Origin of the sequence: Streptomyces paromomycinus (assembly GCF_003865155.1) — a bacterium.
Classification (GTDB): Bacteria; Actinomycetota; Actinomycetes; order Streptomycetales; family Streptomycetaceae; genus Streptomyces; species Streptomyces chrestomyceticus.
Genome location: NZ_BHZD01000001.1, coordinates 3398341 through 3424189 on the forward strand (window position 1 = coordinate 3398341; position 25849 = coordinate 3424189).

General features: G+C 72.3%; 31 protein-coding genes. 16 read left to right on the forward strand and 15 right to left on the reverse strand.

Annotated elements, in window-relative coordinates; all coding sequences use genetic code 11:
• Window positions 1-14: 14 nt before the first annotated feature.
• From OEIGOIKO_RS13695 to OEIGOIKO_RS13710, 4 genes are all read left to right on the forward strand, one after another.
• Window positions 15-194, forward strand: coding sequence for a DUF6104 family protein (locus OEIGOIKO_RS13695; RefSeq protein ID WP_030017204.1), 180 nt, complete (start codon window positions 15-17; stop codon window positions 192-194).
• A 210-nt stretch (window positions 195-404) separates the two neighbouring features.
• Window positions 405-1283 (forward strand): DUF4097 family beta strand repeat-containing protein, encoded by an 879-nt coding sequence (locus OEIGOIKO_RS13700; RefSeq protein WP_125054287.1) that lies wholly within the window; start codon window positions 405-407, stop codon window positions 1281-1283.
• A gap of 5 nt (window positions 1284-1288) precedes the next feature.
• Window positions 1289-2446, forward strand: coding sequence for a PadR family transcriptional regulator (locus tag OEIGOIKO_RS13705; RefSeq protein WP_125054288.1), 1158 nt, complete (start codon window positions 1289-1291; stop codon window positions 2444-2446).
• A 204-nt stretch (window positions 2447-2650) separates the two neighbouring features.
• The gene (locus OEIGOIKO_RS13710; protein WP_125054289.1) at window positions 2651-3535 is read left to right on the forward strand and encodes an SCO6745 family protein; all 885 of its coding nucleotides are present in this window, start codon (window positions 2651-2653) and stop codon (window positions 3533-3535) included.
• Window positions 3536-3607: 72 nt separating this feature from the next.
• Here the strand turns inward: OEIGOIKO_RS13710 and OEIGOIKO_RS13715 are convergent, their stop codons facing one another.
• From OEIGOIKO_RS13715 to OEIGOIKO_RS13730, 3 genes are all read right to left on the reverse strand, one after another.
• A complete protein-coding gene (locus OEIGOIKO_RS13715; protein ID WP_125054290.1) occupies window positions 3608-4171 on the reverse strand; it encodes a Clp protease N-terminal domain-containing protein in 564 nt (187 codons plus the stop codon).
• Complete coding sequence (locus tag OEIGOIKO_RS13720; RefSeq protein ID WP_031001233.1) at window positions 4171-4380, reverse strand: RNA polymerase sigma factor sigma-70 region 4 domain-containing protein; 210 nt, start codon at window positions 4378-4380, stop codon at window positions 4171-4173. The genes OEIGOIKO_RS13715 and OEIGOIKO_RS13720 overlap by 1 nt, the downstream gene beginning before the upstream one ends.
• Window positions 4381-4639: 259 nt before the next feature.
• Window positions 4640-5419 (reverse strand): TetR/AcrR family transcriptional regulator, encoded by a 780-nt coding sequence (locus tag OEIGOIKO_RS13730; protein ID WP_246177333.1) that lies wholly within the window; start codon window positions 5417-5419, stop codon window positions 4640-4642.
• A gap of 137 nt (window positions 5420-5556) precedes the next feature.
• On the opposite strand from OEIGOIKO_RS13730, the gene OEIGOIKO_RS13735 reads away from it, so the two are divergent.
• Window positions 5557-5838: a hypothetical protein gene (locus OEIGOIKO_RS13735; protein ID WP_125054291.1), complete on the forward strand. Its 282-nt coding sequence runs from the start codon at window positions 5557-5559 to the stop codon at window positions 5836-5838.
• 36 nt (window positions 5839-5874) lie between these two features.
• On the opposite strand, the gene OEIGOIKO_RS13740 is transcribed toward OEIGOIKO_RS13735, so the two are convergent.
• A complete protein-coding gene (locus OEIGOIKO_RS13740) occupies window positions 5875-6486 on the reverse strand; it encodes a short chain dehydrogenase (RefSeq protein WP_125054292.1) in 612 nt (203 codons plus the stop codon).
• A 128-nt stretch (window positions 6487-6614) separates the two neighbouring features.
• Between OEIGOIKO_RS13740 and OEIGOIKO_RS13745 the strand changes: the two genes are divergently transcribed.
• Entirely contained in the window at window positions 6615-7529 is a 915-nt protein-coding gene (locus tag OEIGOIKO_RS13745; RefSeq protein ID WP_125054293.1) for a LysR family transcriptional regulator, read from the forward strand.
• Here the strand turns inward: OEIGOIKO_RS13745 and OEIGOIKO_RS13750 are convergent.
• From OEIGOIKO_RS13750 to OEIGOIKO_RS13760, 3 genes are all read right to left on the reverse strand, one after another.
• Window positions 7492-8142 carry a HutD/Ves family protein gene (locus tag OEIGOIKO_RS13750; protein ID WP_125054294.1) on the reverse strand — a complete coding sequence of 217 codons (651 nt, stop codon included), beginning with the start codon at window positions 8140-8142 and terminating at the stop codon, window positions 7492-7494. The two genes, OEIGOIKO_RS13745 and OEIGOIKO_RS13750, sit on opposite strands and share 38 nt — an antisense overlap.
• Before the next feature lie 39 nt (window positions 8143-8181).
• On the reverse strand, window positions 8182-9144 hold the full coding sequence (locus tag OEIGOIKO_RS13755; protein ID WP_125054295.1) for a zinc-binding dehydrogenase: 963 nt from the start codon (window positions 9142-9144) through the stop codon (window positions 8182-8184).
• A 241-nt stretch (window positions 9145-9385) separates the two neighbouring features.
• Complete coding sequence (locus OEIGOIKO_RS13760; RefSeq protein WP_125054296.1) at window positions 9386-10651, reverse strand: NAD(P)-dependent malic enzyme; 1266 nt, start codon at window positions 10649-10651, stop codon at window positions 9386-9388.
• A gap of 538 nt (window positions 10652-11189) precedes the next feature.
• Here OEIGOIKO_RS13760 and OEIGOIKO_RS13765 point away from each other — a divergent pair.
• The 3 genes from OEIGOIKO_RS13765 to OEIGOIKO_RS13775 all read left to right on the forward strand — a co-directional run bounded on the left by OEIGOIKO_RS13765 (window position 11190) and on the right by OEIGOIKO_RS13775 (window position 13966).
• On the forward strand, window positions 11190-12164 hold the full coding sequence (locus OEIGOIKO_RS13765; protein WP_125054297.1) for an ABC transporter substrate-binding protein: 975 nt from the start codon (window positions 11190-11192) through the stop codon (window positions 12162-12164).
• Window positions 12165-12248: 84 nt separating this feature from the next.
• Window positions 12249-13196, forward strand: a complete 948-nt coding sequence (locus tag OEIGOIKO_RS13770; protein ID WP_125054298.1) for an amino acid ABC transporter permease — start codon at window positions 12249-12251, stop codon at window positions 13194-13196.
• Between the two features lie 17 nt (window positions 13197-13213).
• The gene (locus OEIGOIKO_RS13775) at window positions 13214-13966 is read left to right on the forward strand and encodes an amino acid ABC transporter ATP-binding protein (protein WP_078623906.1); all 753 of its coding nucleotides are present in this window, start codon (window positions 13214-13216) and stop codon (window positions 13964-13966) included.
• Between the two features lie 102 nt (window positions 13967-14068).
• Here the strand turns inward: OEIGOIKO_RS13775 and OEIGOIKO_RS13780 are convergent, their stop codons facing one another.
• The gene (locus OEIGOIKO_RS13780) at window positions 14069-14830 is read right to left on the reverse strand and encodes a class I SAM-dependent methyltransferase (RefSeq protein WP_125054299.1); all 762 of its coding nucleotides are present in this window, start codon (window positions 14828-14830) and stop codon (window positions 14069-14071) included.
• Window positions 14831-14909: 79 nt separating this feature from the next.
• Here OEIGOIKO_RS13780 and OEIGOIKO_RS13785 point away from each other — a divergent pair, with 79 nt between their 5' ends.
• Complete coding sequence (locus OEIGOIKO_RS13785; RefSeq protein ID WP_031001212.1) at window positions 14910-15539, forward strand: CGNR zinc finger domain-containing protein; 630 nt, start codon at window positions 14910-14912, stop codon at window positions 15537-15539.
• Here the strand turns inward: OEIGOIKO_RS13785 and sodX are convergent.
• Window positions 15443-15907, reverse strand: a complete 465-nt coding sequence (gene sodX, locus OEIGOIKO_RS13790; protein ID WP_032926229.1) for a nickel-type superoxide dismutase maturation protease — start codon at window positions 15905-15907, stop codon at window positions 15443-15445. The two genes, OEIGOIKO_RS13785 and sodX, sit on opposite strands and share 97 nt — an antisense overlap.
• A gap of 186 nt (window positions 15908-16093) precedes the next feature.
• Here sodX and sodN point away from each other — a divergent pair, with 186 nt between their 5' ends.
• From sodN to OEIGOIKO_RS13815, 5 genes are all read left to right on the forward strand, one after another.
• Entirely contained in the window at window positions 16094-16489 is a 396-nt protein-coding gene (sodN, locus tag OEIGOIKO_RS13795; protein WP_125054300.1) for a superoxide dismutase, Ni, read from the forward strand.
• A 185-nt stretch (window positions 16490-16674) separates the two neighbouring features.
• Window positions 16675-17274, forward strand: a complete 600-nt coding sequence (locus OEIGOIKO_RS13800) for a chemotaxis protein CheB (RefSeq protein ID WP_125054301.1) — start codon at window positions 16675-16677, stop codon at window positions 17272-17274.
• Entirely contained in the window at window positions 17274-19142 is a 1869-nt protein-coding gene (locus tag OEIGOIKO_RS13805) for a CheR family methyltransferase (protein ID WP_125054302.1), read from the forward strand. Before OEIGOIKO_RS13800 ends, OEIGOIKO_RS13805 begins: the two co-directional genes overlap by 1 nt.
• Window positions 19143-19169: 27 nt before the next feature.
• Window positions 19170-20027: a GAF domain-containing protein gene (locus OEIGOIKO_RS13810; RefSeq protein ID WP_125054303.1), complete on the forward strand. Its 858-nt coding sequence runs from the start codon at window positions 19170-19172 to the stop codon at window positions 20025-20027.
• Window positions 20028-20050: 23 nt separating this feature from the next.
• On the forward strand, window positions 20051-20770 hold the full coding sequence (locus tag OEIGOIKO_RS13815) for a GAF and ANTAR domain-containing protein (protein WP_125054304.1): 720 nt from the start codon (window positions 20051-20053) through the stop codon (window positions 20768-20770).
• An 86-nt stretch (window positions 20771-20856) separates the two neighbouring features.
• Here OEIGOIKO_RS13815 and OEIGOIKO_RS13820 read toward each other — a convergent pair whose 3' ends face one another.
• The gene (locus OEIGOIKO_RS13820; RefSeq protein ID WP_244955122.1) at window positions 20857-21816 is read right to left on the reverse strand and encodes a LysR family transcriptional regulator; all 960 of its coding nucleotides are present in this window, start codon (window positions 21814-21816) and stop codon (window positions 20857-20859) included.
• Window positions 21817-22039: 223 nt separating this feature from the next.
• On the opposite strand from OEIGOIKO_RS13820, the gene snpA reads away from it, so the two are divergent.
• Window positions 22040-22687, forward strand: a complete 648-nt coding sequence (gene snpA, locus OEIGOIKO_RS13825; protein ID WP_125054305.1) for a snapalysin — start codon at window positions 22040-22042, stop codon at window positions 22685-22687.
• Window positions 22688-22867: 180 nt separating this feature from the next.
• On the opposite strand, the gene OEIGOIKO_RS13830 is transcribed toward snpA, so the two are convergent.
• The 5 genes from OEIGOIKO_RS13830 to crcB (OEIGOIKO_RS13850) form a co-directional block, all read right to left on the reverse strand.
• The gene (locus OEIGOIKO_RS13830; RefSeq protein WP_246177334.1) at window positions 22868-23413 is read right to left on the reverse strand and encodes a GNAT family N-acetyltransferase; all 546 of its coding nucleotides are present in this window, start codon (window positions 23411-23413) and stop codon (window positions 22868-22870) included.
• A 25-nt stretch (window positions 23414-23438) separates the two neighbouring features.
• Window positions 23439-24182, reverse strand: coding sequence for an ANTAR domain-containing protein (locus OEIGOIKO_RS13835; RefSeq protein ID WP_170251700.1), 744 nt, complete (start codon window positions 24180-24182; stop codon window positions 23439-23441).
• Window positions 24183-24345: 163 nt separating this feature from the next.
• Window positions 24346-24705 (reverse strand): STAS domain-containing protein, encoded by a 360-nt coding sequence (locus OEIGOIKO_RS13840; protein WP_031001192.1) that lies wholly within the window; start codon window positions 24703-24705, stop codon window positions 24346-24348.
• A 232-nt stretch (window positions 24706-24937) separates the two neighbouring features.
• Entirely contained in the window at window positions 24938-25312 is a 375-nt protein-coding gene (gene crcB, locus OEIGOIKO_RS13845) for a fluoride efflux transporter CrcB (protein WP_125054307.1), read from the reverse strand.
• Window positions 25309-25839 (reverse strand): fluoride efflux transporter CrcB, encoded by a 531-nt coding sequence (crcB, locus tag OEIGOIKO_RS13850; RefSeq protein WP_125054308.1) that lies wholly within the window; start codon window positions 25837-25839, stop codon window positions 25309-25311. Before crcB (OEIGOIKO_RS13850) ends, crcB (OEIGOIKO_RS13845) begins: the two co-directional genes overlap by 4 nt.
• Window positions 25840-25849 lie beyond the last annotated feature (10 nt).

The window sequence follows — 25849 nt, forward strand, 5'->3', positions numbered from 1 at the left end:
CTGGTGGAGAGCGCGTGTATTTCACGGATCGCGGTATCGAGGAGCTGGAGAGCCGGCGCGGCGAGGAGGAGGTCACCCTCGGCTGGGTCGCCGAACAGCTGCGGACCTTTGTCGACCTCAACCCCGACTTCGAGGTCCCCGTCGAGCGGCTGGCCACCTGGCTGGCGCGGCTGGACGACGAGGACGACGACTGACCCGGCACCGCGTGCGGCGCGGTGCGTGCCCGAGCCCGGCCGGCCGGCGGTCTTCCCGCCGTCCCGGCCGGGCGCTTTTGCGTGCCGCGGCGCCGCTGCGGCGCTGCCGCGGTATCCGGAGCGCCGCCCTTGGAAAGGACGCCGGGCGCGATATATCGTGTCGGTAGAGACGCGATATGTTGCGTGTCGTCATGCCAGGGAGGCCAGGACATGCCGGAACGGGAAGAGTGGTCGGTCTGCGAGCCGTGCATGCTGGAGATCGAGGGGGCCGTCACCGCACTGGAGGTGCGGGTGGCCGGCGGGACCGTCAACGTCGTCGGTACGACGGACGGCGGCGCGGCGCGGGTGGAGATCAGCGAGGTCTCCGGGCCGCCGCTGACCGTCCGGCGGGAGGCGGGGACGCTCACCGTCACGTACGAGGACCTGCCCTGGAAGGGCCTGCTGAAAATGATCGACCGGGGGGCCTGGCGGCGTACCGCGGTCGTCTCGGTCACCGTGCCCGCCGCGACCCGCGTCGGGGTCGGCACGGTGGGCGCGAGCGCGGTGCTCTCGGGGATCTCCGGGCGTACGGAGCTGCGCGGCGTCAGCGGCGACAGCACCCTGGTCGGCCTGACCGGCCCGGTGCGCGCCGAGACCGTGTCGGGCGGGGTCGAGGGGCAGGCCGTCACGGGGGACCTGAGCTTCCACTCCGTCTCCGGCGGCCTGACGCTCCTGGAGGGCTCCGGCGGCTCCGTACGGGCCGAGTCGGTCAGCGGCGACCTGGCCCTGGACCTCGATCCGGCGGCCGCGGGCGCGGACGTGCGGCTGTCCACCGTCTCCGGCGAGGTCGCCATCCGGCTGCCCGCGCCGGGCGACACCCGGGTCGACGCGAACACCACCAGCGGCACGGTCGCCAACGCCTTCGAGGAGCTGCGGGTCAGCGGCCGGTGGGGGGCCAAGCGGATCACGGGCCGGCTCGGCTCGGGCAACGGCACACTGAAGGTCACCACGGTCTCCGGAGGCCTGGCCCTCCTGCGCCGCCCACCGTCCGAGGCCCCTGAGGACTCCCCCGCCGACCGCGCCGACCAGGCCGACAAGAAGGTGCTCTGAACGCCATGCCCCCCGTCTTCGCCCACGGCCGCCTCCGCCTCTACCTCCTCAAGCTGCTGGACGAGGCCCCGCGGCACGGTTACGAGATCATCCGGCTCCTGGAGGAACGCTTCCAGGGCCTCTACGCGCCGTCCGCCGGGACGGTCTACCCGCGGCTGGCCAAACTGGCGGCCGAGGGCCTGGTCACCCATACCAGCGAGGGCGGCCGCAAGGTCTACGCGATCACCGCGGCCGGCCGCGCCGAACTGGCCGACCGGGGCGGTGAACTGGCCGACCTGGAGCTGGAGATCCGGGAGTCGGTCGCGGCGCTGGCCTCCGACATCCGGGAGGACGTGAGCGGCTCGGCGCGGAACCTGCGCCGCGAGATGCGCGAGGCGGCGCAGCAGGCCCGCGAGGGCCGGCGGAGTGCCGCCGGGGACAGCGGCGCGGAGCACGGATTCCCGGACGCCGCCGAGTACTTCGAGGGCCGCTTCGGCGACAAGGAGGGCTGGCGGCAGGCGAAGGAGGAGTTCCGGCGCGCCAAGGAGGAGTGGAAGGAACAGGCACGGCGGGCCAAGGAGGAGAGCCGGCGCGCGAAGCAGGACGCGCAGCGGGCCCGCAAACAGGCCCGGGACGCGCAGTCGTTCGTACGGGACGAGGTGCAGCAGGCCATCAAGCGCGTACAGGAACAGGCCCAGGAGCACGTACGCACCGGGGACTGGGCGGGGGCGCTGCGCGAGGCGCTGTCGGAAGTCTCGCGCGAGATGGGCCGCTTCGGCGCCGGACCGGAGCCGGCCGAGGGCGGACCGGCGGACGCGGACCGTCCCGGCGGCGCGCGCGGGCAGGGCCCGGCGGACGCGTCAGGTACCGGTCTCACCAAGGAAGACGCGGCGGCGGGAGCCGACGGGACAGGCGGCTCGCGGGCGGCCCGGACGGAGCCCGGCGGCGGTGCGCCCGCCGAGCCCGCGTGGGCGTCCGAGCCCGGGTCCGGCGACCCGGCCCGGGACTTCGACCGGCTGCTGGACCGCTTCCGGGACGACCTGCGGGACGCGGCGCGCGACCACGGCGTCAGCGCCGAGCAGTTGACGGACGTACGCCGCCGTCTGTCTTCGACTGCTGCGCACGTCGGAGCACTGCTGCGTGACCCGGAGGCATATGCGGCCGGGCAGGAACCACCGCACTGACCGCTCCGGCCGATCGCCCGTCCGTCACGCAGAGTTGTCTGCGGGGGTCTGGATTCACCGCCCGTAATCGGGGAACTCAGACCCTCGCACGGCTTTTTGCCCGACGACGGGATCTGCCGTAGGAAATCGCAGACCTGTGGCCGTGTCCGCCCTTACAGTCAACTCTCCCTGTCTGAACGGATCTTGAAGGCCAAGAGGTAAGCGATGTCGGAATACCCTGCCGTGGCCCGCCGGATGTGGCGCCAGCTGGAGCCCGTCCACGCCATTGTCTACTTCGCACCCGAAGCGTTCGAGGAGGCGGCGGCACTCGGTTACGACACCGATTCCCGCTGGCCCAGCTACTTCGCCTGGCGCACGGCGCCGCTCGGTGCGGCGGGTCCCGAGCTGGTGGCCGCGACGTTCTACAGCTTCAGTCCGCGGATGATCGCCCGGTACGTGCCGGCGATCTGGTCGACGGCGGCGCCCGGCAAGGTCCTGGACGCCCGGATGCAGGCGGTGGACCGCATAATGACCGGTCTGACGAGAGCCGCCGGGATGTCCGCCGCGCAGCTCGCCGAGGCGGCCGGGCTGGCCCGGCAGGCCGCCGAGAACGCCTCGACGGCCGCCCGCCCGCTGGCCGCCGCCAACCGCGACCTGCCCTGGCCGGACGCCCCGCACCTGGCGCTCTGGCACGCCATCACGGTGCTGCGCGAGCACCGCGGCGACGGGCATCTGGCGGCTCTGCTGACCTACGACCTCGAACCGTGCGAGGCTTTGGTGTCGTTCGCCGCGATCGGCGCCGTGCCGAAGGCCAACTTCAAGGGGCGCGGCTGGACGTCGCAGGAGTGGAGCGCCGCGCACGACCGGCTCGCCGCGCGCGGCTGGATCGACCCGGCCGGGCGGCCGACGGACCGGGCGCGCGAGGGCCGGGACGACGTCGAGCGCATGACGGACCGGCTGGCCGCCGGGCCCTGGCGGGCGCTGGGCCGGTCCCGCGCGGAACGGCTCGCCCAGCTGCTCAACCCGCTGCTGGGCGCGGTCTCCGAGGCCGGGCTGCTGCCGCGGCACGGCACGTCGGGGATCGGGGCGGTGAAGGTCGCGTACCCGTAGCGTGCGGCGGCCTTTCGGCGCCCGCTCCACGCCCGGACCACCCCCGTCCGTCACGCCACCACGGCGGCCCCCTCACCCCGCCGCGGCCCGCTCCCCCAGCGCCCGTACGACATCGGCGTGCTCGACGCCGTGTTCGGCCAGCACGGACGCGGCGAGGCCCGGACCGGTCACCATGGCGAGCAGCAGGTGTTCGTCGCCGATGTGCTTGTCGCCGCGGCCGAGCGCGACGCGCAACGACCGTTCCAGTACGGCCTTGGCCTCCGGACGGAACGGTCCGCGCAACGAGCGCCCGCGGCGCCCCTTCGGTACGGAGGCGGAGTCCAGCGCTCCGGCGCCGTGCGCCCGTTCCACCCGGGTGACGACCTCCGTCACGTCGATGCCGAGCCCGGCCAGCGCCTCCGCGTCGGCGGCCGTCAGGCCGCCCCGCCGGCGGGCCTGGTCCAGCGACCGCTCCACGGACGCCCGGCGCTCGCGCACCCCGAGGGCGGCGAGCGCCTCGGCGCCCGGGGAGCCCCGGCCGTCCAGCAGGGCGAGCAGCAGTTCGCCCTCGCCGACCGTGCCGGGGCCCGGCCGTACCGCGTAGGCGGGAGCGCCGCGCACCACGTCGCGGGCGCTCGCCGTGAACCGTTCGAACATCAACGCCTCCCGTACTTCTTGTGGACCGCCTGCCGGCTGACACCCAGCTCGGCGGCGATGTCCTGCCACGACCAGCCCTTCACGCGGGCACTGCGCACCTGTACGGCTTCCAGCTGCTCCAGCAGCCGGCGGAGCGCGGCCACCGCACGCAGGCCGATCCGGGGGTCCTGGTCGCCCGCCCGCTCGGCGAGCTTCGTTGCTTCGCTCATGATGTCAATTTAGGTTGACGCACCGGGCTGTGTCAACGGCAGTTGACGACTGAACGCCCGCTCGCCACCCGTGGACGGACGACGACGCGTACCGGGAACGGGCCCGCCATCGGCGCCCCGCCGCCGTCGTCCATGTCGACGAGCCGATTCCCGGCATCCGACGGCCCGAGGTGCCCCCGTAGGGACGCAGCCCCCACTACGCCACTCGGCGGACGCCCGGACGACACCCCGGACACCCCCGACCCACACCCCGCCCCACTCAGACGAAGATCCGGTCGAGGTGATAGTCGATGGTGCGCTGGACCTCCGCCATCGTGCGGCGCCCGTGCAGCACGTCGAGGCCCAGTCCGGAGACGCCCGACACCAGCAGGTCCGCCTCGCGCGCGGGATCGACGCCGGGCCGTACGCCGCCGGCCTCCCGGATCAGGGTGGCGACCAGGGACTCCACCGCCTGCTCGCCGTGCAGGAAGACCTCGGCCATCGCCGGGTCGGTCAGGCTGCGGACGAAGTACGCCGTGAACACGCGCAGCGCGAGGGCGCGTTGCGCGTCCAGCGGCAGGAACTCGACCAGTACGGCGCGCAGTACGGCCCGCAGCTCACCGGCGTCGTGCAGCTCCGCCATGCGCGCGCGGGCGCGACGGTCGTTCTCTTCGTGCAGCAGGCGCAGCGACTCGACCAGCAGTCGGTGCTTGCTGCCGAAGTAGTACTGCACCACCCGCAGCGACACCCCCGCCTCCGCCGCGACCTCGCGCATGCTCGCCGACTCCAGACCGCGGGCGGCCGCGATCCGCCAGACGGCTTCGGCGACCTCACGGCGCCGCCGCTCCCGCGCGCCGCCGGCGGACGGCGGAGGAGTAGCTGCGGGATCGGGCGCCACGTGCTCGGGGCGCTCCTCCCCGGCCGCACGGGCCGCCTTCTTGCGCCGCCGGTACGCCTTCGCCTGGCAGCTCCGCGAACAGTACGCGGGCGGGCGGCCGCGGACCGCCTCGGGCAGCCCGGCACCGCAGATCCGGCACTCGGCCGTCTTTTCGTCACGCACACACAGAGCGTACCGCGCCCCCAAAAAAGCGTGACGAATATCAGACGAGCCAGGATACGTCAAGGCAGTGCGGGCGAATTTTTGATACGGTCGTACCCACGAACGGAGCAATACCGTCACGGAACGGGGAGACGACCATGCATGAAGCCTGGTACCGACTGCTGTCCATCCTGGTGTTCACCGCGGGCTTCTGGGAGGGCCCGGCGGCCATCCTCTACCGGATCATCGGCGACGACCACGGCCACCCCATGCGGCCCGTCAACTACCTCGACGCGCCGTGGAACTTCGTCGCCTCCGGCGCGGCGATCGTCGTCGCCGTCGCCCTGCTCGCCGTACTGGACAAGGGGCGCCAGAAGGCACTCGCCCGCGAGCGCGACGCCGGGTCCGCCCGCGCCCACGCGGGCACGCACACGGGCTGAGCGCCCCCGTCCGCGCCCGCGCCCGCCGCCCGGCCGTCACACCGGCTCGTAGACCTGCCCGGTCTGTCCGCCCTCGACCGACCGCACGTACGCCGCGGCCACCTGCGCCAGGTCGACCGGCTTGACGCCGGGGAAGAAGTCCCCGTAATCCGCGAGGGATTCGGTGACCACGGTCGGACTCACGGCGTTCACCCGCTGCGGCGCGATGTCGAGCGCGGCGGCCCGTACGAACGCCTCCACCGCGCCGTTGGCCATCGCCGCCGCGCTGCCGGTGGGGACGGGGTCGCGGGAGAGCACCCCGGTGATCAGGGTGAAGGAGCCGCGCCCGGCGATGCGGGCGGTGCCCTGGCGCACCAGCTCGATCTGACTGAGCACCTTGCCGCGGAAGCCCGCCGCGTAGTCCTCCGCGGCCATCTCGGCGACCGGCTTGAACGGGGTGTCGCCGGCCGCGCTCACCACCGCGTCCAGGGTTCCGGCCCGTTCGGCGGCCCGGTCGTAGGCCTCGGTGACCTGCGCCGGGTCGGAGATGTCCAGCCGCAGGTCGCCGCCGCCGCGGCCGACGGTGATGATCTCGTGGCCGCGTCCGGCCAGCGTCTCGTGTACGGCGGCGCCCAGCTTTCCGGTCGCGCCGATCAGCAGAATCCTCATGCCGCCGACGCTAGGACGGGCCGTGCGGGGAGGGAAATGCCTTCCGTACGGGATTTATGCTCGGGGGACATGGGTGGTGTGCGGCTCCTGGACGGGCGGTCCGGCCGTACCGAGGACGGAGGCGCACGGTGAACGTGGAGTTGCGGCATCTGCGGGCGCTGGCCGCCATCGGGGACGAGGGCACGATCACCGGCGCGGCGGCGGTCCTGCGTGTCAGCCAGCCCGCGCTCTCGCGCATCCTGGACCAGCTGGAGAGCCGCCTGGGCACCTCACTGGTCGAGCGGACCACCCGCCGGCTGCGGCTCACCCCGGCGGGCCGGCGGCTGCACGAGCACGCCCACCGCATCCTCGCCCAGCTCGACGACGCGCTCGCCGAGGCGGTGTCCGGGCCGCGCCCGCTGCGCGTCGGCTTCGCCTGGGCCGCGCTCGGCCGGCACACCGTGCCGCTGCTGCGCGAGTGGCGGGAGGGGCGTCCCGGCGAGCCCGTCGAGGTGCACCGGCTCGACGACGCGGAGGCGGCGCTGCGCCGTGGCACCGTCGATCTCGCCTTCCTGCGGACGGTCCCGGCGGACGACGGGGTGCTGGACACCGTGGCGCTGTACCGCGAGCGCCGGATCGCCGCCCTGTGCGAGAGCGACCCGCTGGCCGGGGAGGCGGCGGTCTCGCTGGCCGACCTGACGCACCACGCCATCGCCCTGTGCGCCACCGCGTGCACCACCAGCGCCGCGCTGTGGCCCGCCGGGCAGCGTCCGCGCAGCACGTTCGAGGTCGCCAACGTCGACGAGTGGCTGACCATGATCGCGACCGGGGCGGCGGCCGGGGTGACGGCCGAGGCCACCGTGCACAGCCATCCGCACCCGGGCGTCCGTTACGTACCGATCACCGACGCCGGCCCGGTCACGGTCCTGCTGGCCCGCCCCCGCACGGCCACGCACCCCGCCACCGACGCCTTCACCGCCCACGCGCGGCACACCCTGCGCCGCGCCGGCGCGACCGGCACCCCGGTCACGGACACCGCGCAGGTCCCGCCGCCCGTACGGTGAGGGTGACGACGGCCGTGACCCCGTCGGTGTGCAGCGAGAGGCCCGCGTCCGCGGACAGCAGCGCGGCGTCGTGCCGCTCCAGCGTGAGGGTGCGGTCGGAGCCCGACCCGGCCGGCCACTTGCGGCGGCAGTCCGGTCCGTCCAGCCGCGTACGGCCGGACAGCGCGACCACCAGCCGCGTCCGCCGCTCGCCGGGCGTCTCCGCGGCGCCCCCCGGCCGTGACGCGGCGACGTACCGCCCGCGCACCATCTCCACGACCGCCGTCGAACGCCCGCGCCGCAGCATGACGTTGAAGTTGACGACCGGCCCGTCCAGGAGGCGGCAGCCGGCCGGGGCGTCGCCGGGGAAGGCGAACGGGCGGTACGGGCCGGGCAGGACGTGGCGGGTGCCGTCGACGGTCAGTTCCAGTCCGGCGCCCTCGGCCACCGTCAGGACGCGGTCCACGCCGGGCAGTGCGGAGTACGGGCCGTCGCGGCCCACTTCGGCCAGGCTCACCCGCCAGTCGAAGGTGTCCCAGCCCGCGCCGGGCGGCGCGGCGGCGATCTCCCGCGTCACCCCGCCGCCGTTGCTCCAGGCCGTCGCCGTACGCCCGGCCGCACGCAGCACCCGCACCCGTCCCGCCCCTCCCGGTGTCTCCCGCGCTCCCGTGCCTCAGACCGTCAGGACGACCTTGCCGAACATCTCGCCCTCGGCCAGCTTCGCGAAGCCCTCGCGCGCCCGGTCCAGCGGCAGGGTGGTGTCGATGACGGGCCGGACGCCCTTGGCCGCGCAGAAGTTCAGCAGCGAGGCCAGTTCGTCCTTGCTGCCCATGGTCGAGCCGACGACCTTCAGCTCCAGGAAGAAGATGCGGTTGAGTTCGGTGCGCTCGGGGTTGAAGCCGGAGGTGGCGCCGGAGATGACGAGCGTGCCGCCGGGCTTGAGCGACTTCACCGAGTGCGACCAGGTGGCGGCGCCGACCGTCTCGATCACCGCGTCCACCCGCTCGGGCAGCCGCTCGCCGCTGGGCAGGGCGGCCTCGGCGCCCAGTTCGACGGCGCGCTCGCGCTTGTCCGCGCTGCGGCTGGTGGCGAAGACCCGCAGCCCGGCCGCCGCGCCCAGCACGATCGCCGCGGTGGCCACGCCGCCGCCCGCGCCCTGCACGAGCACGCTGTCCCCGGGCCGTACCCCGGCGTTGGTGAACAGCATCCGGTACGCGGTCAGCCAGGCGGTCGGCAGGCACGCGGCCTCGGCGAAGGACAGTTCCTTCGGCTTGGGCAGCACGTTCCAGGCGGGGACGGTGACCTGTTCGGCGAAGGTGCCCTGGTAGCGCTCGGTGAGGATCGAGCGCGGCTCGTCCGGGCCGACGCCGTGGCCGCTCTGGCCGATCACCGAGTGCAGCACGACCTCGTTGCCGTCCTGGTCGGTGCCGGCCGCGTCACAGCCGAGGATCATCGGCAGCGCCTCCTCGCCCAGGCCCACGCCGCGCAGCGACCACAGGTCGTGGTGGTTGAGGGAGGCGGCCTTGACGTTGACGGTCGTCCAGCCGGGGCGTGCGCCGGGGGCCGGACGCTCCCCCAGTTCGAGGCCGTTCAGCGGCTGGTCGCGGTCGATGCGGGCGGCGTAGGCAGCAAACATGATCCCAACGTAGGGCGCTCGGGGTCCGGGCGGTACCGGCCCGCGGTGTGACACGCGCCGCGCCGCCGTCCGGCCCCTGGCGTCTGGCCCCCGCCAGGCTCCTCGCGCGGGCAGCTGCCGCCGCGCCGCCCGCTGCGGCCGACGGGCAGGGCCGAGGGGGAAGTCGGTGTCGTACGGATGCCCGAGCAGTGCGCAGCGAAAAGGCCCCGCCCGGAGACGGGGCCTTCCCACGGACGCGGGGTCAGCGGCGCGCGACGCCCTCCGCGCGGGCGGCGGCCGCGACGGCCGAGGTCACCGCCGGGGCGACCCGCTCGTCGAACGGCGACGGGATGACGCACTCGGCGCTCAGGTCGTCGGCGACCACCGAGGCCAGCGCCTCGGCGGCGGCCAGCTTCATGCCCTCGGTGATCCGGCTGGCGCGCACCTGGAGCGCGCCGGCGAAGATGCCGGGGAAGGCCAGCACGTTGTTGATCTGGTTGGGGTAGTCGCTGCGGCCGGTGGCGACGACGGCCGCGTACTTGTGCGCGACGTCCGGGTGGATCTCCGGGTTCGGGTTGGCCATGGCGAAGATCAGCGCGTCCTTCGCCATCTTGGAGACCGCCTCCTCCGGCACCGTGCCGCCGGAGACGCCGATGAAGACGTCCGCGCCGTCCAGCGCCGTCTCCAGGGAGCCGGTCAGTCCGGCCTTGTTGGTGAAGGAGGCCAGCTCGCGCTTGACGTCGGTGATGTGCTCGTCGCGGTCGGCGGTGACGATGCCCTTGCGGTCGCAGACCGCGACGTCACCGATGCCCGCCTCGACGAGGATCTTGGCGATGGCGAACCCGGCCGCGCCGGCGCCGGAGATGACGGCGCGCAGCTGTCCGAGCGAACGGTTCGTCAGCTGCGCGGCGTTGCGCAGCGCGGCCAGCGTGACCACGGCGGTGCCGTGCTGGTCGTCGTGGAAGACCGGAATGTCCAGGCGTTCCTGGATCTTGCGCTCGATCTCGAAGCAGCGGGGCGCGGAGATGTCCTCCAGGTTGACGCCGCCGAAGGACGGCGCCATCCGCACGACGGTGTCGACGATCTCGTCGGCGTCGGTCGTCGCGAGGGCGATCGGCACCGCGTCCACGCCGCCGAACTGCTTGAAGAGGATCGCCTTGCCCTCCATCACGGGCAGCGACGCCTCGGCCCCGATGTCACCGAGGCCCAGCACCGCGGTGCCGTCCGTGACGACGGCCACGACCTGGGACTTCCAGGTGTAGTCGTGCACCAGCTCGGGTTCTTCGGCGATGGCGCTGCACACCTTGGCGACGCCGGGCGTGTAGGCGAGGGAGAGGTCCTCGCTGTCGCGCACCGGGACGGTCGCCTGGATCGCCATCTTGCCGCCGCGGTGCAGGAGGAAGGCGGGGTCCTGGCACTGCTCCCCGCCGTCGGGTCCGGAGCCGGGCGTGCCCTGGGCGTGCGTGCCGGTATCGGCGTTCTTGTGCGTGTTGCCGCCGTCGTGGTCCTGGGCGGTCTTGGCTGTCACTGGTCCAACCCCTTTGTTCGTCAATCAGTTGAGGGTGTCCACTCCCTGGTCAAGGGGTGGGCGGGCACCGCGTCCGTGCCCTGCGCGACGGATGGCCGTCCCGCGGGGGGAGGTACGGACGCCGGGCGCGCCGCACGCGCGCCCTGAGCCCCGGATGAGGGGTGTAACGAACCTTTCTACCGGACGGGCGTGCGCCCCGACGAGTCGGATTCGTTACCCATGGGTCACCTCTGAGGTCACAACCACGGCATCAGAGGCGAACGCCGCGAACCGGTTGAAGTCCCCCGTGCGCTGTCCGCACTGCGAGACGCGGGCCCGTGCGGCCCGGCCTTCCGCCGGCCACTTGGCGCGCAGCACCCAAGGGACACCTGGGATGTACGGCTTCGTCCCCGTCCGTTATCCGATTTTGACCTGGACGGCAGTCCGGATAGCGGTGTCCGGATGGCAAGATTCCGTCACCGAACGAGGTCGCGACGCCCGAAGGTGTGTGCCCGGCCCCTGCTCAGTCGGCTTCTCCCTCATCCGCAGGAGGATCAGCATGACCGCAAGCCCCACCCGTCGCCCGGCCCCCGGCAGGTCTCGTTCAGCCGTGGCCGCCGCGACCGCGGTCGCGGCCTCGCTGCTGCTGCTCAGTGCCTGCGGCGACCAGACCGACGCGGCGATCGCCAAGCGCGAGGCGGCCAAGAACCGCAACCCCGACGCCCCGCTGTTCAAGCTCCTGCCCCAGGAGATCCAGGACAAGGCGATGATCCAGGTCGGTTCGGACATCAGCTACAAGCCGGTGGAGTTCCGTACCAACGGCGAGGTCACCGGCATCGACCCGGACCTCGCCGAGGCGCTGGGCGAGGAGTTGGGCGTCAAGCTCAACTTCAACAACGCCACCTTCGACACCCTCATGGGCGGCATGAAGTCCAAGCGCTACGACATCGCCATGTCGGCGATGACCGACACCAAGGACCGCCAGCAGGGCGTGGACAGCTCCACCGGCAAAAAGGTCAGCGACGGGGTCGACTTCATCGACTACCTCGACGTCGGCGTCTCGATCTACACGCAGAAGGGCAAGACCCAGGGGATCGACGGCTGGGAAGCGCTGTGCGGCAAGAAGATCGCGGTGCAGCGCGGCACCGTCTCGCACGACCTGGCCAAGGACCAGTCCGAGAAGTGCGAGGAGTCCGGCACGGACGCGATCTCCATCGAGGCGTTCGACAACGACACCGAGGCACAGACGCGGCTGCGCACCGGCGGCGTGGACGCGGTCTCCAGCGACTACCCGGTCGCGGCGTACGCGGTCAAGACCTCCGGCGGCGGCAACGACTTCCAGCTGGTCGGCGGCGCTCCGGTCAAGGCCGCCCCGTACGGCATCGCGGTGCCCAAGGACAGCCCGAAGCTGCGCGACGCCCTCAAGGCGGCCATGGAGGCCATCGTCAAGAAGGGCAGCTACGCCAAGGTGCTCAAGAAGTGGAACGTCACGGACGCCGCGGTCAAGGAAGTCAAGCTCAACGGCGGCAGCTGAGCGCCTGCCCGAGTTCCCTCCGCCGCGTGCCCGCCCGGCCGCGCACGGCCCGTCCCTCCCGCCGAACGCTGAAAGGCAACACCCGTGTCAGTTGACGTCGACAAGCCGGCCCAGCCGCCGGCGGACGCCCCGCCGCCCGCTCCCGAGCCGATCAAGGCCATTCCCGTCCGGCACTACGGGCGCTGGGTCGCGGCGCTGGTCGTCCTCGCGCTGCTCGCCCTGCTCGTGCGGGCCTTCGCCTCGGGCAAGGTCAACTGGGGCGCGATACCCGAGTACATGTTCAACGCGGACATCCTGCGGGGTCTGCGCAACACGCTGCTGATCACCGTGCTGTCGATGGTCATCGGCATCGTGCTGGGTGTGATCCTCGCCGTGATGCGGCAGTCGAAGAACCCGGTGACCTCGACGGTCGCGTGGTTCTACGTCTGGTTCTTCCGCGGCACGCCGGTCTACGTCCAGCTGTTCCTCTGGTTCAACCTGGGCCTGGTCTTCCAGTACATCGACATCATGCCGATCTACAAGGACGAGTGGTCGGACTTCATGACCCCGTTCCTGTGCGCGCTGCTGGGCCTCGGCCTCAACGAGGCGGCGTACATGGCGGAGATCTGCCGCGGCGGCCTGCTCGCCGTCGACGAGGGCCAGACCGAGGCGGCGCACGCGCTGGGCATGAGCCACGGCAAGACGCTGCGCCGGATCGTCGTGCCGCAGGCCATGCGGGTGATCGTGCCGCCGACCGGCAACGAGGTCATCAACATGCTCAAGACCTCCTCGCTGGTCATCGCGGTGCAGTACTACGACCTGCTGCAGTCGGCGCAGAACGTGGGCCGCGACGCCGGTCCCGTGGTGGAGATGCTCATCCTCGCCGCGGTCTGGTACCTGATCGCCACTTCGGTGCTCAGCGTCGGCCAGTACTACCTGGAGCGCTACTACGCCCGCGGCGCAAGCCGCCAGCTGCCGCCCACGCCGATCCAGCGGCTGCGGGCCCGGCTGTCCGGCGGCGCCACCCGTTCGTCGGCCGGAGGTGCCGCATGACCAGCAAGTCCACCCCCATGGTCAAGGCCGAGGGCGTCCACAAGTCCTTCGGCACGGCCCACATCCTCAAGGGCATCGACCTGGAGGTCGCGCCCCGTGAGGTGTTCTGCCTGATCGGCCCGTCCGGTTCCGGCAAGTCGACGTTCCTGCGCTGCATCAACCACCTGGAGAAGATCAACGCCGGCCGGCTGTCGGTCGACGGCGAGCTGGTCGGCTACCGGGAGGCCAACGGCAAGCTGTACGAGCTGCGCGACCGCGAGGTGGCCGCGCGCCGCCGCGACATCGGCATGGTCTTCCAGCGCTTCAACCTGTTCCCGCACATGACGGCGCTGGAGAACATCATGGAGGCGCCGGTCCAGGTCAAGGGCGAGTCCAAGGCGACCGCCCGGGAGCGCGCGGGCAAGCTGCTGGACCGGGTCGGCCTGGCCGACAAGGCCGGCAACTACCCGTCGCAGCTCTCCGGCGGCCAGCAGCAGCGCGTCGCGATCGCCCGCGCGCTGGCCATGGAGCCGAAGCTGATGCTCTTCGACGAGCCGACCTCGGCGCTCGACCCGGAGCTGGTCGGCGACGTGCTGGACGTGATGAAGGACCTGGCGTCGGACGGCATGACGATGATCGTCGTCACGCACGAGATGGGCTTCGCGCGCGAGGTCGGCGACTCGCTGGTCTTCATGGACGACGGTGTGGTGGTCGAGTCCGGGCACCCGCGCGACGTGCTGGGCAAGCCGCAGCACGAGCGCACCAAGTCGTTCCTGTCGAAGGTGCTCTGACCCGGCGGGCACGGCCGTACGGCACATACGAAGGGCGGTACGTACGGGCGCGGCAGGCGCCCCGGTACGTACCGCCCGGCCGTCGGACGAACCGTACGCGCGCTACTTCAGTCCGAGGACCAGCGCGTCCGACGGCGAGCGCCACACCGCGCGCGCCTCGCCGAAGCCCGACTCGCGCAGCACCTCGCAGTGCCACGTCACCGAAGGGGTGTCGCCGTCGGCGTGCTCACCGTAGATCTCGAAGCGCTCGGCGGTCGGGCCGGCCAGCACCGGGTCGGCGGCGGCCTTCTCCCACCAGGCGCTCCAGTCCAGGGCGCCCGCCGCCTTGGCCGCGTCCTGCCGCGCGTGCCGGAAGGCGCGCTCGGCGGCGTCGATGCGCGGAGTGTCCCCTTCGGGCATGTGGTCGGCGTTCATGAAGACGCCGCCCTCCCTGACCAGCCCGCCGAGCTGCCCGTACAGCCCGCGCAGCGGCCCGGTGTGCATCCAGTGCAGGGCCGTGGCGGTGAGTACGGCATCGTACGAGTCGTGCGGCAGGGCCTCGGTCCACCGGGGGTCCTTGAGGTCCGCGCGGACGAACGTCACCCGGTCGTCCCCCGCGAAGTGTCCGCCGGCGATGGCCAGCAGCGCCGGGTCGAGGTCCACGCCCACGCTGACTGCCTTGGGAAAGCGCTTGAGCAGCCGGTCGGAGATACTGCCCGTGCCGCAGGCCAGGTCCAGCACCCGGGGCTCGGTGCCCACCAGGGCCTCGACCATGTCGAGCATCACGCGGAACCGCTCCTCGCGGTCCGGCATGTACCACTCCTGCTGGCGGTCCCAACTGTCCTGCCAGCCCTGCCAGTCAGTGCCGACGACAGTCTCGGTCATACCGTTACCTCCAGGCCGTAATACCCTCGTAGCAACAACACCTATTACGAACACTAGACCGCGCCCGTAAGGACTACAAGTGGAACTGGCCTATTACTCGGACTATGCCGTTCGCCTGGTCAACACCGAGCAGCCCGAGCGCGGCGGCGACACCCTGACCTCGGTCGAGGCCGTCCGCGAGCTGTTCGGGCCCGCCCAGCAGATGGCCCGCCGGGCCAACGAGAGCGACGTGACCCGCCTGCGCGGCGTACGGACCCGGCTGCGCGCCGTCTTCGAGGCGGCGGACGAGGGCGACGAGGTACGGGCGGTGGACCTGCTCAACGCGCTGATGATGGAGTTCCCCGTCAGCCCGCAGGTCTCCGGGCACGAGTTCCGCGACGAGGACGGGCGCCCCAAGTGGCACCTGCACATCGCCGACCACGCGGCCAACGCCACCGCCGGCTACACCGCCACCGCCTCCATGGGGCTGGCCTTCCAGCTCACCGAGCTGGGCGTCGACCGGCTCGGCATCTGCCAGGCACGCCCGTGCCGCAACGCCTACCTCGACACCTCCACCAACCGCTCCCGGCGCTACTGCTCGGACCGCTGCGCGACCCGCGCCAACGTCGCGGCCTACCGGGCCCGCAAGCGCCTGGACAGCGAGCGGTCGGCCCGTACCGGACGCACCGCGGAGACCGCCCAGGACAGCGCGCCCGACAGCGAGCGCTGAACCCCGCGCGGCGGCCGCACCCGCACCCAGGCCCGCGCGATCACCAGCTCGTCGGGCACCACCCCGAACTCGCGGCTGTCGTTCTCCACGAACGGATTGTCCCCCTGGACCCACCAGCCGCCGTCGCGCCGCTCGACGGCCCGTTTGACGATCAGCAGGTCCTGCCGGAACGGGTGCCGCAGGACGACCACGTCACCCGCCCGCACCACCGCCCCGTACTGCACCACCAGCTGGTCGCCGGGCCGCAGCGTCGGCACCATCGACGGGTTGTAGACCTCGGCCAGGCCGAAGGCCCGCAGCAGTCCGCCGCGCTCCCGCCCGTGCTCCTCACCCTGCTCCGGCCCGCGCTCTTCCACCCGCTCCGGCATCCCCGTCACACCTCCCGGTCCCGGCCCGGCGACCACCACGGCCCGGTCGTCCGTCACCGGTCCCATCCTCCATCAGACCCGGCCCGGAACCGGCCTTTTGCCCTAAGACCCCGAGCCACCCGAGAAAAGCCTTCCCCCGGCGAGTAATCTCGCACCTGAGAAGACGATCACGAGGAAGGACTGAACATGCTTTCCCGCCTGTTCGCCCCCAAGGTGAAGGTCAGCGCCCACTGCGACCTGCCGTGCGGCGTGTACGACCCGGCCCAGGCCCGTATCGAGGCCGAGTCGGTCAAGGCCGTCCAGGAGAAGTACCAGGCCAACGAGGACGCGGACTTCCGTACCCGCGCCGTCCTCATCAAGGAGCAGCGCGCCGAGCTGGCCAAGCACCACGTCTCGGTGCTGTGGAGCGACTACTTCAAGCCGCCGCACTTCGAGAAGTACCCGGAGCTGCACCAGCTGGTCAACGACACCCTCAAGGCGCTGAGCGCCGCCAAGGGCTCCAACGACCCGGCGACCGGTCAGAAGGCCCTGGACCACATCGCCCAGATCGACAAGATCTTCTGGGAGACCAAGCAGGGCTGACCCGCCCCGCGCCACGGCGGCCGTGCGTCCCGACCGGGGCGCGCGGCCGCTGCGGTACGTACCATCGCCGTACCCGGCCCGCGCGGGCGCCGTCCACCGGCTTCCAGGGGCCGGGTGCGGCCGTTTCCGCACGTTGGCACGTCCGCGTACCCGCCGCGGGGCCCGGCTTTCGATAGGCTCGGAACGTGACGGCAGACCGCAGCACAGCGGACCACTACGAGGTCGTGGCCCTCGCGTCGTCCGCGGGCGGCATCAAGGCCCTGACCGAGATTCTCGGCGCCCTCGGACCCGACCTCTCGGTTCCGGTTCTGGTGGTCCAGCACCTGGACCCGCGCCACCGCACCATCATCGCCGAGGTGCTCACCCGGCGCACCGCGCTGCGGGTCAAGCTGGCCGAGGCCGAGGAGCGGGCCCGGCCCGGCACGGTCTACATCGCACCCCCCGACCGGCACCTTCTGGTGGGCCCCGGAGGTACGCTGACGCTCTCCGGGAGCGAACTGGTCCACTTCCTGCGTCCCTCCGCCGATCTGCTCTTCGAGTCGGTCGCCGGGGCCTACGGGGCGCAGGCGATCGCCTGTGTGCTGACCGGGACCGGCAGCGACGGCGCCATGGGGGTGGAGGCCGTCACGTCACGCGGCGGCACGGTGATCGCGGAAGATCCCCGTACGGCCGAGTTCAAGGGAATGCCAGAGGCAGCGGTGGGCACCGGTTCGGTGGACTTCGTGCTGCCCCTGGAAGAGATCGCCGCGGTGATCCGCGGTCTTGTCGAGACCAAGAGGCAGTAATGGGTCAAGCTCGGGATGTCGAGACGGACGAGGAACTGGAGCAGCTGCTCGGCTTCCTGAGGGACGCCCGCGGATTCGACTTCACCGGCTACAAGCGCTCGTCGCTGGGCCGGCGCATCCGCAAGCGGATGGCGGATGTGGAGACCGAGACCTACGCGGACTACCGCGACCGCCTGGAGACGAACGCCGACGAGTTCAACGCGCTCTTCAACACCATCCTGATCAATGTGACGTCCTTCTTCCGCGACCCGGACGCCTGGACGTTCCTGCAACGCGAGGTGGTGCCCGAGCTGCTCGCGGACACCGCCGCCGACGAGGAGATCCGGGTCTGGAGCGCGGGCTGCTCCAGCGGTGAGGAGGCGTACTCCCTCGCCATCATGTTCGCCGAGGCGATGGGCGTCGAGGAGGCCCTGAACCGGGTCAAGATCTACGCCACCGACGTGGACGAGGAAGCGCTGCGCGACGCCCGCTCCGGCCTGTACACGGCCAAGGCGCTGGAGCCGCTCTCCCCCGAGCTGCGCGACACCTACTTCGAGCAGAACGGCACCCGCTTCAACTTCCGCACCGACCTGCGGCGCCGGGTCATCTTCGGCCGGCACGACATCACCCGCGACGCCCCGATCTCCCGGCTGGACCTGCTGGTCTGCCGCAACGCCCTGATGTACTTCAACGTCGAGGCGCAGCGGCAGATCATCGACCGGTTCCACTTCGCCCTGCGCGAGCGCGGCTTCCTCTTCCTCGGCAAGGCCGAGATGCTGCTCAACGACGCCGAGCGGTTCGAAGTGCTCAGCATGCGCCAGCGCTCCTTCCGGCGGCGCCCCGGGGACGCCGGTCCGCCGTACCACTCCACGCCCGCGAAGATCCGGGTCGGGACAAGCACCGAGAAACTGACCACCGCCGCCCGCAGCCGGCAGCTGCGCGACCTGATCCTGGACGCCAACCCCGCCCCGGCCATCGCGGTCGACGGCGAGGGCACCGCGGTGCTGATCAACAGCCAGGCGCGGGCCCAGTTCGGCCTGACCTCCAACGACATCGGCCGGCCCTTCCAGGACCTGGAGATCTCCTACCGCCCCGTCGAGCTGCGCTCGCTGATCGAGCAGGCCACCCACGAGCGCCGCACCCTGCGGGTCAACGGCGCCGAGCGGCGGGTCGGCGAGGAGATCCAGTACTTCGACATCCTCATCCAGCCGCTGATGGGCTCCAACGGACTGCTGGCCGCCACCAACATCACCTTCACCGACGTCACCGTCGCCACCCAGCTCAAGTCGGAGAACAAGCGGGTCCGCGAGGACCTGGAGACGGCGTACGAGGAACTCCAGTCCACCAACGAGGAGCTGGAGACCACCAACGAAGAGCTCCAGTCGAGCATCGAGGAACTGGAGACCACCAACGAGGAACTCCAGTCGACCAACGAAGAGCTGGAGACCACCAACGAAGAGCTCCAGTCGGGCAACGAGGAACTGGAGACGATGAACGAGGAGATGCGCACCCGCACCGAGGAGCTGGACGAGGCCCGTGCCTTCCTCGAAGGGGTCGTCACCTCCATCGCCGCGGGCGTGGTCGTCCTCGACAAGGAGCTGAAGGTCAAGAGCTGGAACCGCGGCGCGGTGGACATGTGGGGCCTGCGCCCGGACGAGGTGATCGACGAACCGTTCTTCTCGCTGGACTTCGGGCTGCCCACCGAGATGCTGCGCCCGGCCGTGGAGAAGTGTCTGGAATCCGGCAAGCGGACGTCGCCCTCGCGGGTCTCCGCCGTCAACCGGATCGGCCGCCCCATCACCTGCAACGTCCTGTGCTCCCCCTTCGACCGGCACAACGGCGGCGTGGTCCTGCTGCTGGAGGCGGACCGGGGCGATAACAGCGACTGAGCGCCACCATGGGCGTACGCTGAGGACATGGTTTGGGGTCAACGCAGGGACGTCCAGGCACAGCTGGCGCGTCGCCGTGCGGCCAGGGCCCGCCAGCGCGCCGAGCATGCCGCGGCCTGCGCCGAACAGCAGGAGATCCTGGCGGCCTCGGCCGGCGGTGACCTGCACCTCCATCTGGCGGACGCCTACCGGCGGTCGGCGGAGTGCCACCTGTCGTCGGCGCGCCTCCAGGAGGCCTACGCCGAACGGATGTCCGCGTGGAGCGGGGACGAGACCAGCCGCCCTCGCTTCATGACCGGCGTCGCGGAGGCGTGCGGGACGACCAGCGCGGCCCTCACCCTGATGGGGACCGACCACGGCCAGCTCTCCGTCGCCTCGTCCGACGGGCCCTCCCGGGCCGCGCAGGACCTGGAATTCATGCTCGGCGAAGGCCCGGCGCACGACGCCTCGGCGAGCGGCCGGCTGGTCTCGGCGTCCGGCCGGGCCATCGAGAGCCGCTGGCCCGCCTACGGTCCCGCGCTGACCTCCCTGGGCATCCACGAGGTGCTCACCGCTCCGCTGCGCACCGAAGGCAGCTGTATCGGCGCGCTCGCGGTCTTCGACCCCGGCGACGGCACGGCCGGCGCCGGCACGCTCACGGTGATCGCCGACGCACTGACCCGTACGGTGCTCCTCGGCCCGGACGCCGACCCCGAACTGTACGAGGACGCCGATCACCGGGACTGCGTCCAGCAGGCCGCCGGAATACTCTCCGTCCAGGCCGGCTGCCGGGTGCAGGACGCGCTCGCCATGATCAAGGCGCGCGCCTTCGCCGACGGGCAGCCACCGGACGCCATCGCCGAGCAGGTCGTACGCGGCACGCTGAAACTCGCCCAGGGCAGCTGAACCCACCGAGGGGACCTCAACCCATGACCACAGCTCCGCACCATCTCGCCTCCGTCTTCGTGGAGCTGGCGGGCGGCGGAGGACAGGGACCGCCCGGCGTCCCCACCCTGCTCAAGCGGCTCACCGACCGCAGCAAGGAACTGCTCGCGGTCCGCGCGACGGCCGTGACCTTCTCCACCGGCGCCCGCGACGCCCCCCGGGTCGCGGCCTCCGACGCCGACGTACGCCGCCTCGAAACGGACGCGGTCACCTGGGGCGAAGGCCCCGGCCCCGCCTGCCGCCGCACCGGCCGCCCGCTCGGCGGCACGGCCCTGAGCGGAGCGGTCGCCCGGCAGCGCTGGCCGCGCTACGCGCCCCGCGCGCTCGCCCTGGGCTGCACCCACACCGCCGCCCTGCCGATAAGGGGCCACTCCGGCCCGGTCGGCGCCCTGGTCCTGCTCGCCACCCGCCGGACCGCGCTGACCGGCGACCTGATGGCACTGGGCCAGTCACTCGCGGACTTCGCCGCCGTGACCCTGCTGCGCGAGCACGAGGTGGAGGCGAGCCGCACCCTCGCCGCCCAACTGGAGCACGCCCTGACCACCCGGGTCGTCATCGAACAGGCCAAGGGAGCCCTCACCGCACGCCACGACCTCTCCCCCGACGCCGCCTTCACCGTCCTGCGCGGCTACGCCCGCTCCCACCAGCGACTGCTGACCGACGTCGCCCGCGAGGTGGTGGAGGGCCGGCTCGATCCGAAGTGAGGGCAGCGTGGTCGCGGGGGGGCGGGGCTGCCTGACCGGAGGTCACGGGCGGCGCGCACGGCCGTACGGCCGGGTCCGGCACCGCCTCACGTCCCGATCGGCAACGGCCCGTCGTGCCGTACGAGCCACTCGCGGTACGCCGTGCTCTCCCACGCCACCTCCATGTACGAGGCGGTCAGGTCGGCGAAGAGGGCGTCGGCGGGGGCGGCCGGGGCGGCGCCGGGGCGGTGGGCCATGAAGAGCCGGACGGCCAGCGGGTCGCCGCGGAGCGGACGGATGACCATGCCGTGCCGGGGCCGGGAGGTCGGCTGGCAAGGGGCGACCACCTCGCCGGCCGCGACCAGGTCGGCCGCCGTGAGGTAGTCCCCGTGCACCACCCGGGGGTCCAGGCCCGCGGCCGCGAAGACCCGGCGCAGCCCGGTCCACTCGCCGTCCACCGACGGGTCGACCATCCACTGGTCACCGGCCAGCTCGGCGAGTTCGACCACCGGGTGGCGGGCCGCCGGGTGGTCGGCCGCCAGGGCGACGAACTGCGGCTCCCGGGCGATCAGTTCCCGCTCGACGAGGCCGTCGGGCCGGCGCAGCGGCGCGCCCTCCACCTCGTGCACGAAGGCGACGTCGAGCTGGCCCATCGCCACCATCTGCAACAGCGCGTTGGCGGACACGTCGATACGGATGGCGGTGTCCGTGTCGGGCAGCCTGGCCCGCAGCCGTCGCAGCCAGCCCGCCACCGCCCGGCTGCTGGTGCTGCCGATGCACAGCCGTGCGCCGCCGGCCCGCAGGGAGGCGGAGGCGATCTCGTCGACCAGCGCCCGCATGTCGGCCACTATCGGCCGGGCCCGGCTCAGCACCGAGTGCCCCAGCGGCGTCGGCCGGCTGCCGGTCCGCTCGCGGAAGAACAACTGGCCGCCCAGGGCGTTCTCGATGCGGCGGAGCTGGGTCGTCAGGGAAGGCTGGGTCATGCCCAGCTGCCGCGCGGCCTTGCGTACGCTGCCCGCGTCGGCGATCGCGCACAGCGCACGAAGGTGCCTCACTTCGAGCTCCACGACCGGAGCATAACGACGTTTGCGCACGTCACACCAGACTCTTCGGGCACGCTCGGGCCGGCTTCGCCCCGGGGTATCACCTGGTGCTATCGCCACCTGCCATCTCCGCGCCCCGGATCTTCTCGAACAGACTCTCCGGCACCAAGAGTTCCTCCGCAGGGCCCCGGCCGCCGCCCCACACGGCGACCGTACGGCCCCACGGGCGATAAGGAGTCCCCCCACCATGAGATCTCCCAAGACCGCGCTGTCGGCCGCACTCGGCCTGGGCCTCGTCGCGACGCTGGCGGCATCGGTCCCCGCGACGGCGGCCTCCGCCTCCTCCGCACCCCAGACCCACCGGGTCACCGCCGCCGCGTACGCCGGTTCGGCCGCCGAGCAGGCCGACACCAAGGCGTTCTTCCAGGCCGTCATGAAGTCGGTCAAGGCCAAGCAGGCGGCCCACCCGAACCTCAAGGTCGTCACCGTCACCTACGACGCGAGCGCGGCTCCCACGTTCAAGAGCCAGATATCGCAGAGCGCGCAGATCTGGAACGGCGCGGTGCAGAACGTCAAGCTGCAGGAAGGCAGCGGCGGCGACTTCCAGTACCGCGAGGGCAACGACGCGCGCGGCTCCTACGCCAGCACCGACGGCCACGGCAAGGGCTTCGTCTTCCTGGACTACAAGCAGAACCAGGAGTACGACTCGACCCGCGTGACCACGCACGAGACCGGCCACGTGCTGGGTCTGCCGGACCACTACGAGGGCCCGTGCAGCGAGCTGATGTCCGGCGGCGGCCCCGGCCCGTCCTGCACGAACGCGCAGCCGGACCAGACCGAGCGGGCCAAGGTGGACCAGCTCTGGGCCAACGGACTCAAGGGCGTACGCCCCTGACGGGCCCCTCCCCCGGCAGGTCCGGTAAGGCGTGACAACGCCACGGCCCCGGGAAACTACGGCGCGCGAGCGCCGCGGTCCGACAACGTCTACGCGCGCGGCGGGCTCCCCGGAGCCCTGCCGCGCGCGTACGCGTTCCGCGCCGCGCGCCCGGCCCTGTTCGTACCGATGCGCCGTGCCTCAGTGCGCCAGCTCCCGGCTCCACGCCTCCAGTTCCGGTTCTCCGTCGTCGGAGCGGCGCAGCCGGCCCGTGCGCTGCCACCCCCACGCCCGTACCGCGGAGAGCGCCGCTCCGTTCGCCGTCTCGACGAGGGTGACGACCGCCGTGGCGTTGCTGCGGACCAGCAGGGTCTCCTGGAGCCGGGTGGCGACGTGGCCGCGCCGGTGCGCGGGCAGCACCATCAGCTCGGCGACCACGAACACCCGTCCCGAGGCCGTCAGTTCCTCCAGCTCACGCGGTACCTGCCCGTTGAACCCCTGCCACCACCGGCCGTCCCGCTCGGCGGGGAAACCGTAGGCGCAGCCGACCAGCGCCGGGTCGCTGGCGATCACCATCTCGAAGCCGGGGCGCTGGATGTGCTCCGCGAACCGCTGCAGAAAGGCCCCCCGGCCGCGGAACTCCTCGCCCGAGGGGCCGCGGTACGCCTCGACGTACAGGTCGGCGACGGCCTCGCGTTGTGCCTCGGCCTGCCACCTGGTCAGGCGCCGCAAGAAGACTTCTGCCATCCGGTCCTCCACAGGGTCCAGGAAATCACCTTCGGTTGAGGAAGTACTCCATGACGAGGCCGCTGTCGAGCGTGCCGTCGACGACCTCGCGGGCCAGGTCCGGCAGCCGTCTGCGGTGGGCCCTGGCATAGGTACGGAAGACCGTGAACGCCTCGTCCACGCTCGTCGTCCAGCGTTCGGCGAGCATGCCCTTGGCCTGTTCGATGACGACGCGGGAGCTGAGCGCGTGCTGCAGCTGGGACCGCTCGGCGTGGCTGCGTTCCAGGCTCTTGTGCTGTACGGCGGTGACGGCCAGGAGGTCGGCCAGGGACCGGGCGAACGCGCCGGCCTGTTCGCCGAGCGGTACGGCGGTGCCGGAGAAGAGCGCCAGGACGCCGACGGTCCGCGAGCGCAGGCGCATCGGCAGCGCGTGTGCCGTCACATGGCCGCGTTCCCGCGCGAGGGCGGTGAAGTGCGGCCACCGTGCGGCGGTGCGCGGGTCGGTCAGGGCGATGTCCGTCTCGGCGGTGCCGCTGCGGTAGCAGTCGGTATACGGGTCGCAGGCCTCCTGCGGCCCGTCCGGTCCCAGCAGGCGGGCGGTGTCGCCGTAGTCGGCGACCACCCGGAGGCGGTGGTGCGCGTCGGCGAGGAGGACGGCGGCCGCGGCGGCGCCGAGCAGGCCTGCGCAGTGCGCGGACAGGCGGCGCAGCAGCTCGGCGCAGTCGACGTCGCCGACGAGTCCTTCGGGTAAGTCCGCCCACACCTGTGTCAGGGGCTCTTCACGGGCCATGGAAATCATCCCTTTCCGCCTTCGACCGGTCGTGGCCCGTGTCCATCGTCTCTCGGATCGAAGCCGCACGGCTACTATGCCCCCGGCAAGCCTCCGGCGGGAGACCGCCTGCGCCACGGGCATCGGATCGGGTAACCGCACCCGGCGGGGGCGGACACCCGCGCTACGGCGAACAGTTCGCCATCTGGTCGCACCGCGCGTCCCGTACGCTCGCGTAGCGGGGAAAGCGGCCGGTCAGCCGGGTCGCCCTGAGCAGGGTGGCGATACCGCGGTGGGCGTGCACGACGCGCAGCCAGCCGCCTTGCTCGACGGCCCAGTTCTGCGCGGCGCACAGCTCCCGCAGGGCGGAGCAGTCCATGAAGGTCACCGCTCCGAGATCGACGATCACCCGGGGCGGGCCGGTGGCGCGGCTGTGTCCGCGCCGCAGCAGGGTGCGCAGGCGCGGAGCGGTCATGAGGTCCAACTCCCCTTCGGGCCGCACGACGTTGATCTTGTTGACACCGATCCGGTGGTGGAGGTCCATAGCGATCCCGCCCCTGAAATCAAACATGCCGCACTGACTGTTCTTCGTGCGAACCGGGGTCCGGGGCACCGCGCCATCAGCGTATTCCGGCTGTGCGTCGGGCGGCGGTGAAGAAAGGTTCCGTTCGAAACTCGACCGCATTCGTTCACTCGTACGGGGGCCGCGTCGCACGGGCGAGCCCACCCGACCCGTACGGTCACCCCCGTACCGCTCCGGGCCCGCTCGGACTTGTTCAGATCCACAGCGCTTCGGCGAGAGACCCCCCGGCGAACACCGCGGCGAGACCGGCGGCCACACTCGCCGCCACGTTCGCGGCGGCCCGCCACCGCGCCCCGCCGGCGGCCAGCCGCAGCGTCTCGTACGAGAAGGTCGAGTACGTCGTCAGCGCTCCGCACAGGCCCGTACCGAGCAGGAGGTACAGGGAGGAGGAGGCGGCGCCCGCCGCCACCGCACCGGTGAGCAGCCCCAGCACCAGCGAACCCACGACGTTGACCGTGAACGTCCCCCAGGGAAAGGCCGCGCCGAGCCGGGACTGCACGAAGCGGTCCGTAAGGAAGCGCAGCGGCGCACCGGCCATCCCGCCGGCCACCACGAGCAGCCAGTTCACCGCGCACCTCCGCGGCGGGTCAGTGCGTACCGGGTGCCCGCGTGCGCGGCCCACACCGCCGCCAGCGCGGCGAGCAGGGTGGCCGCCAGGTAGGCCAGGCCGACGGCGAGCCGCCCAGTGTCCGTCAGGTGCCGGATGTCCGCGGTGTACGTGGAGAAGGTCGTGAAGCCGCCGAGGACTCCGGTGCCGAGAAACGGGCGCAGCAGCGGGTGGGGCGTCCCCCGTTCGGTGATCAGTGCCATCAGGACGCCCATCAGCGCACAGCCGACGACGTTGACCAGGAAGACCGTCGTGGGGAACGTCCCGGGGGCGGTGGGCCACAGCAGCGTGGCCCCGTACCGGAGAGCCGCGCCGATGCCGCCGCCGAGCGCGACCGCGCCGACGACGGGCCACTGCCCCTGCCAGGGCGGCTGCGGACGGGAGCGGGCCGGCTGCTCTGCGGACAGCTCGGACGGCTCGGCGGTGTGCGGTGCGGCCGGGCGGGCCGTGGCGCCGGACGTCGCCGGGCGGGGGGCTCCGGTGGTCATACGTCTCCTA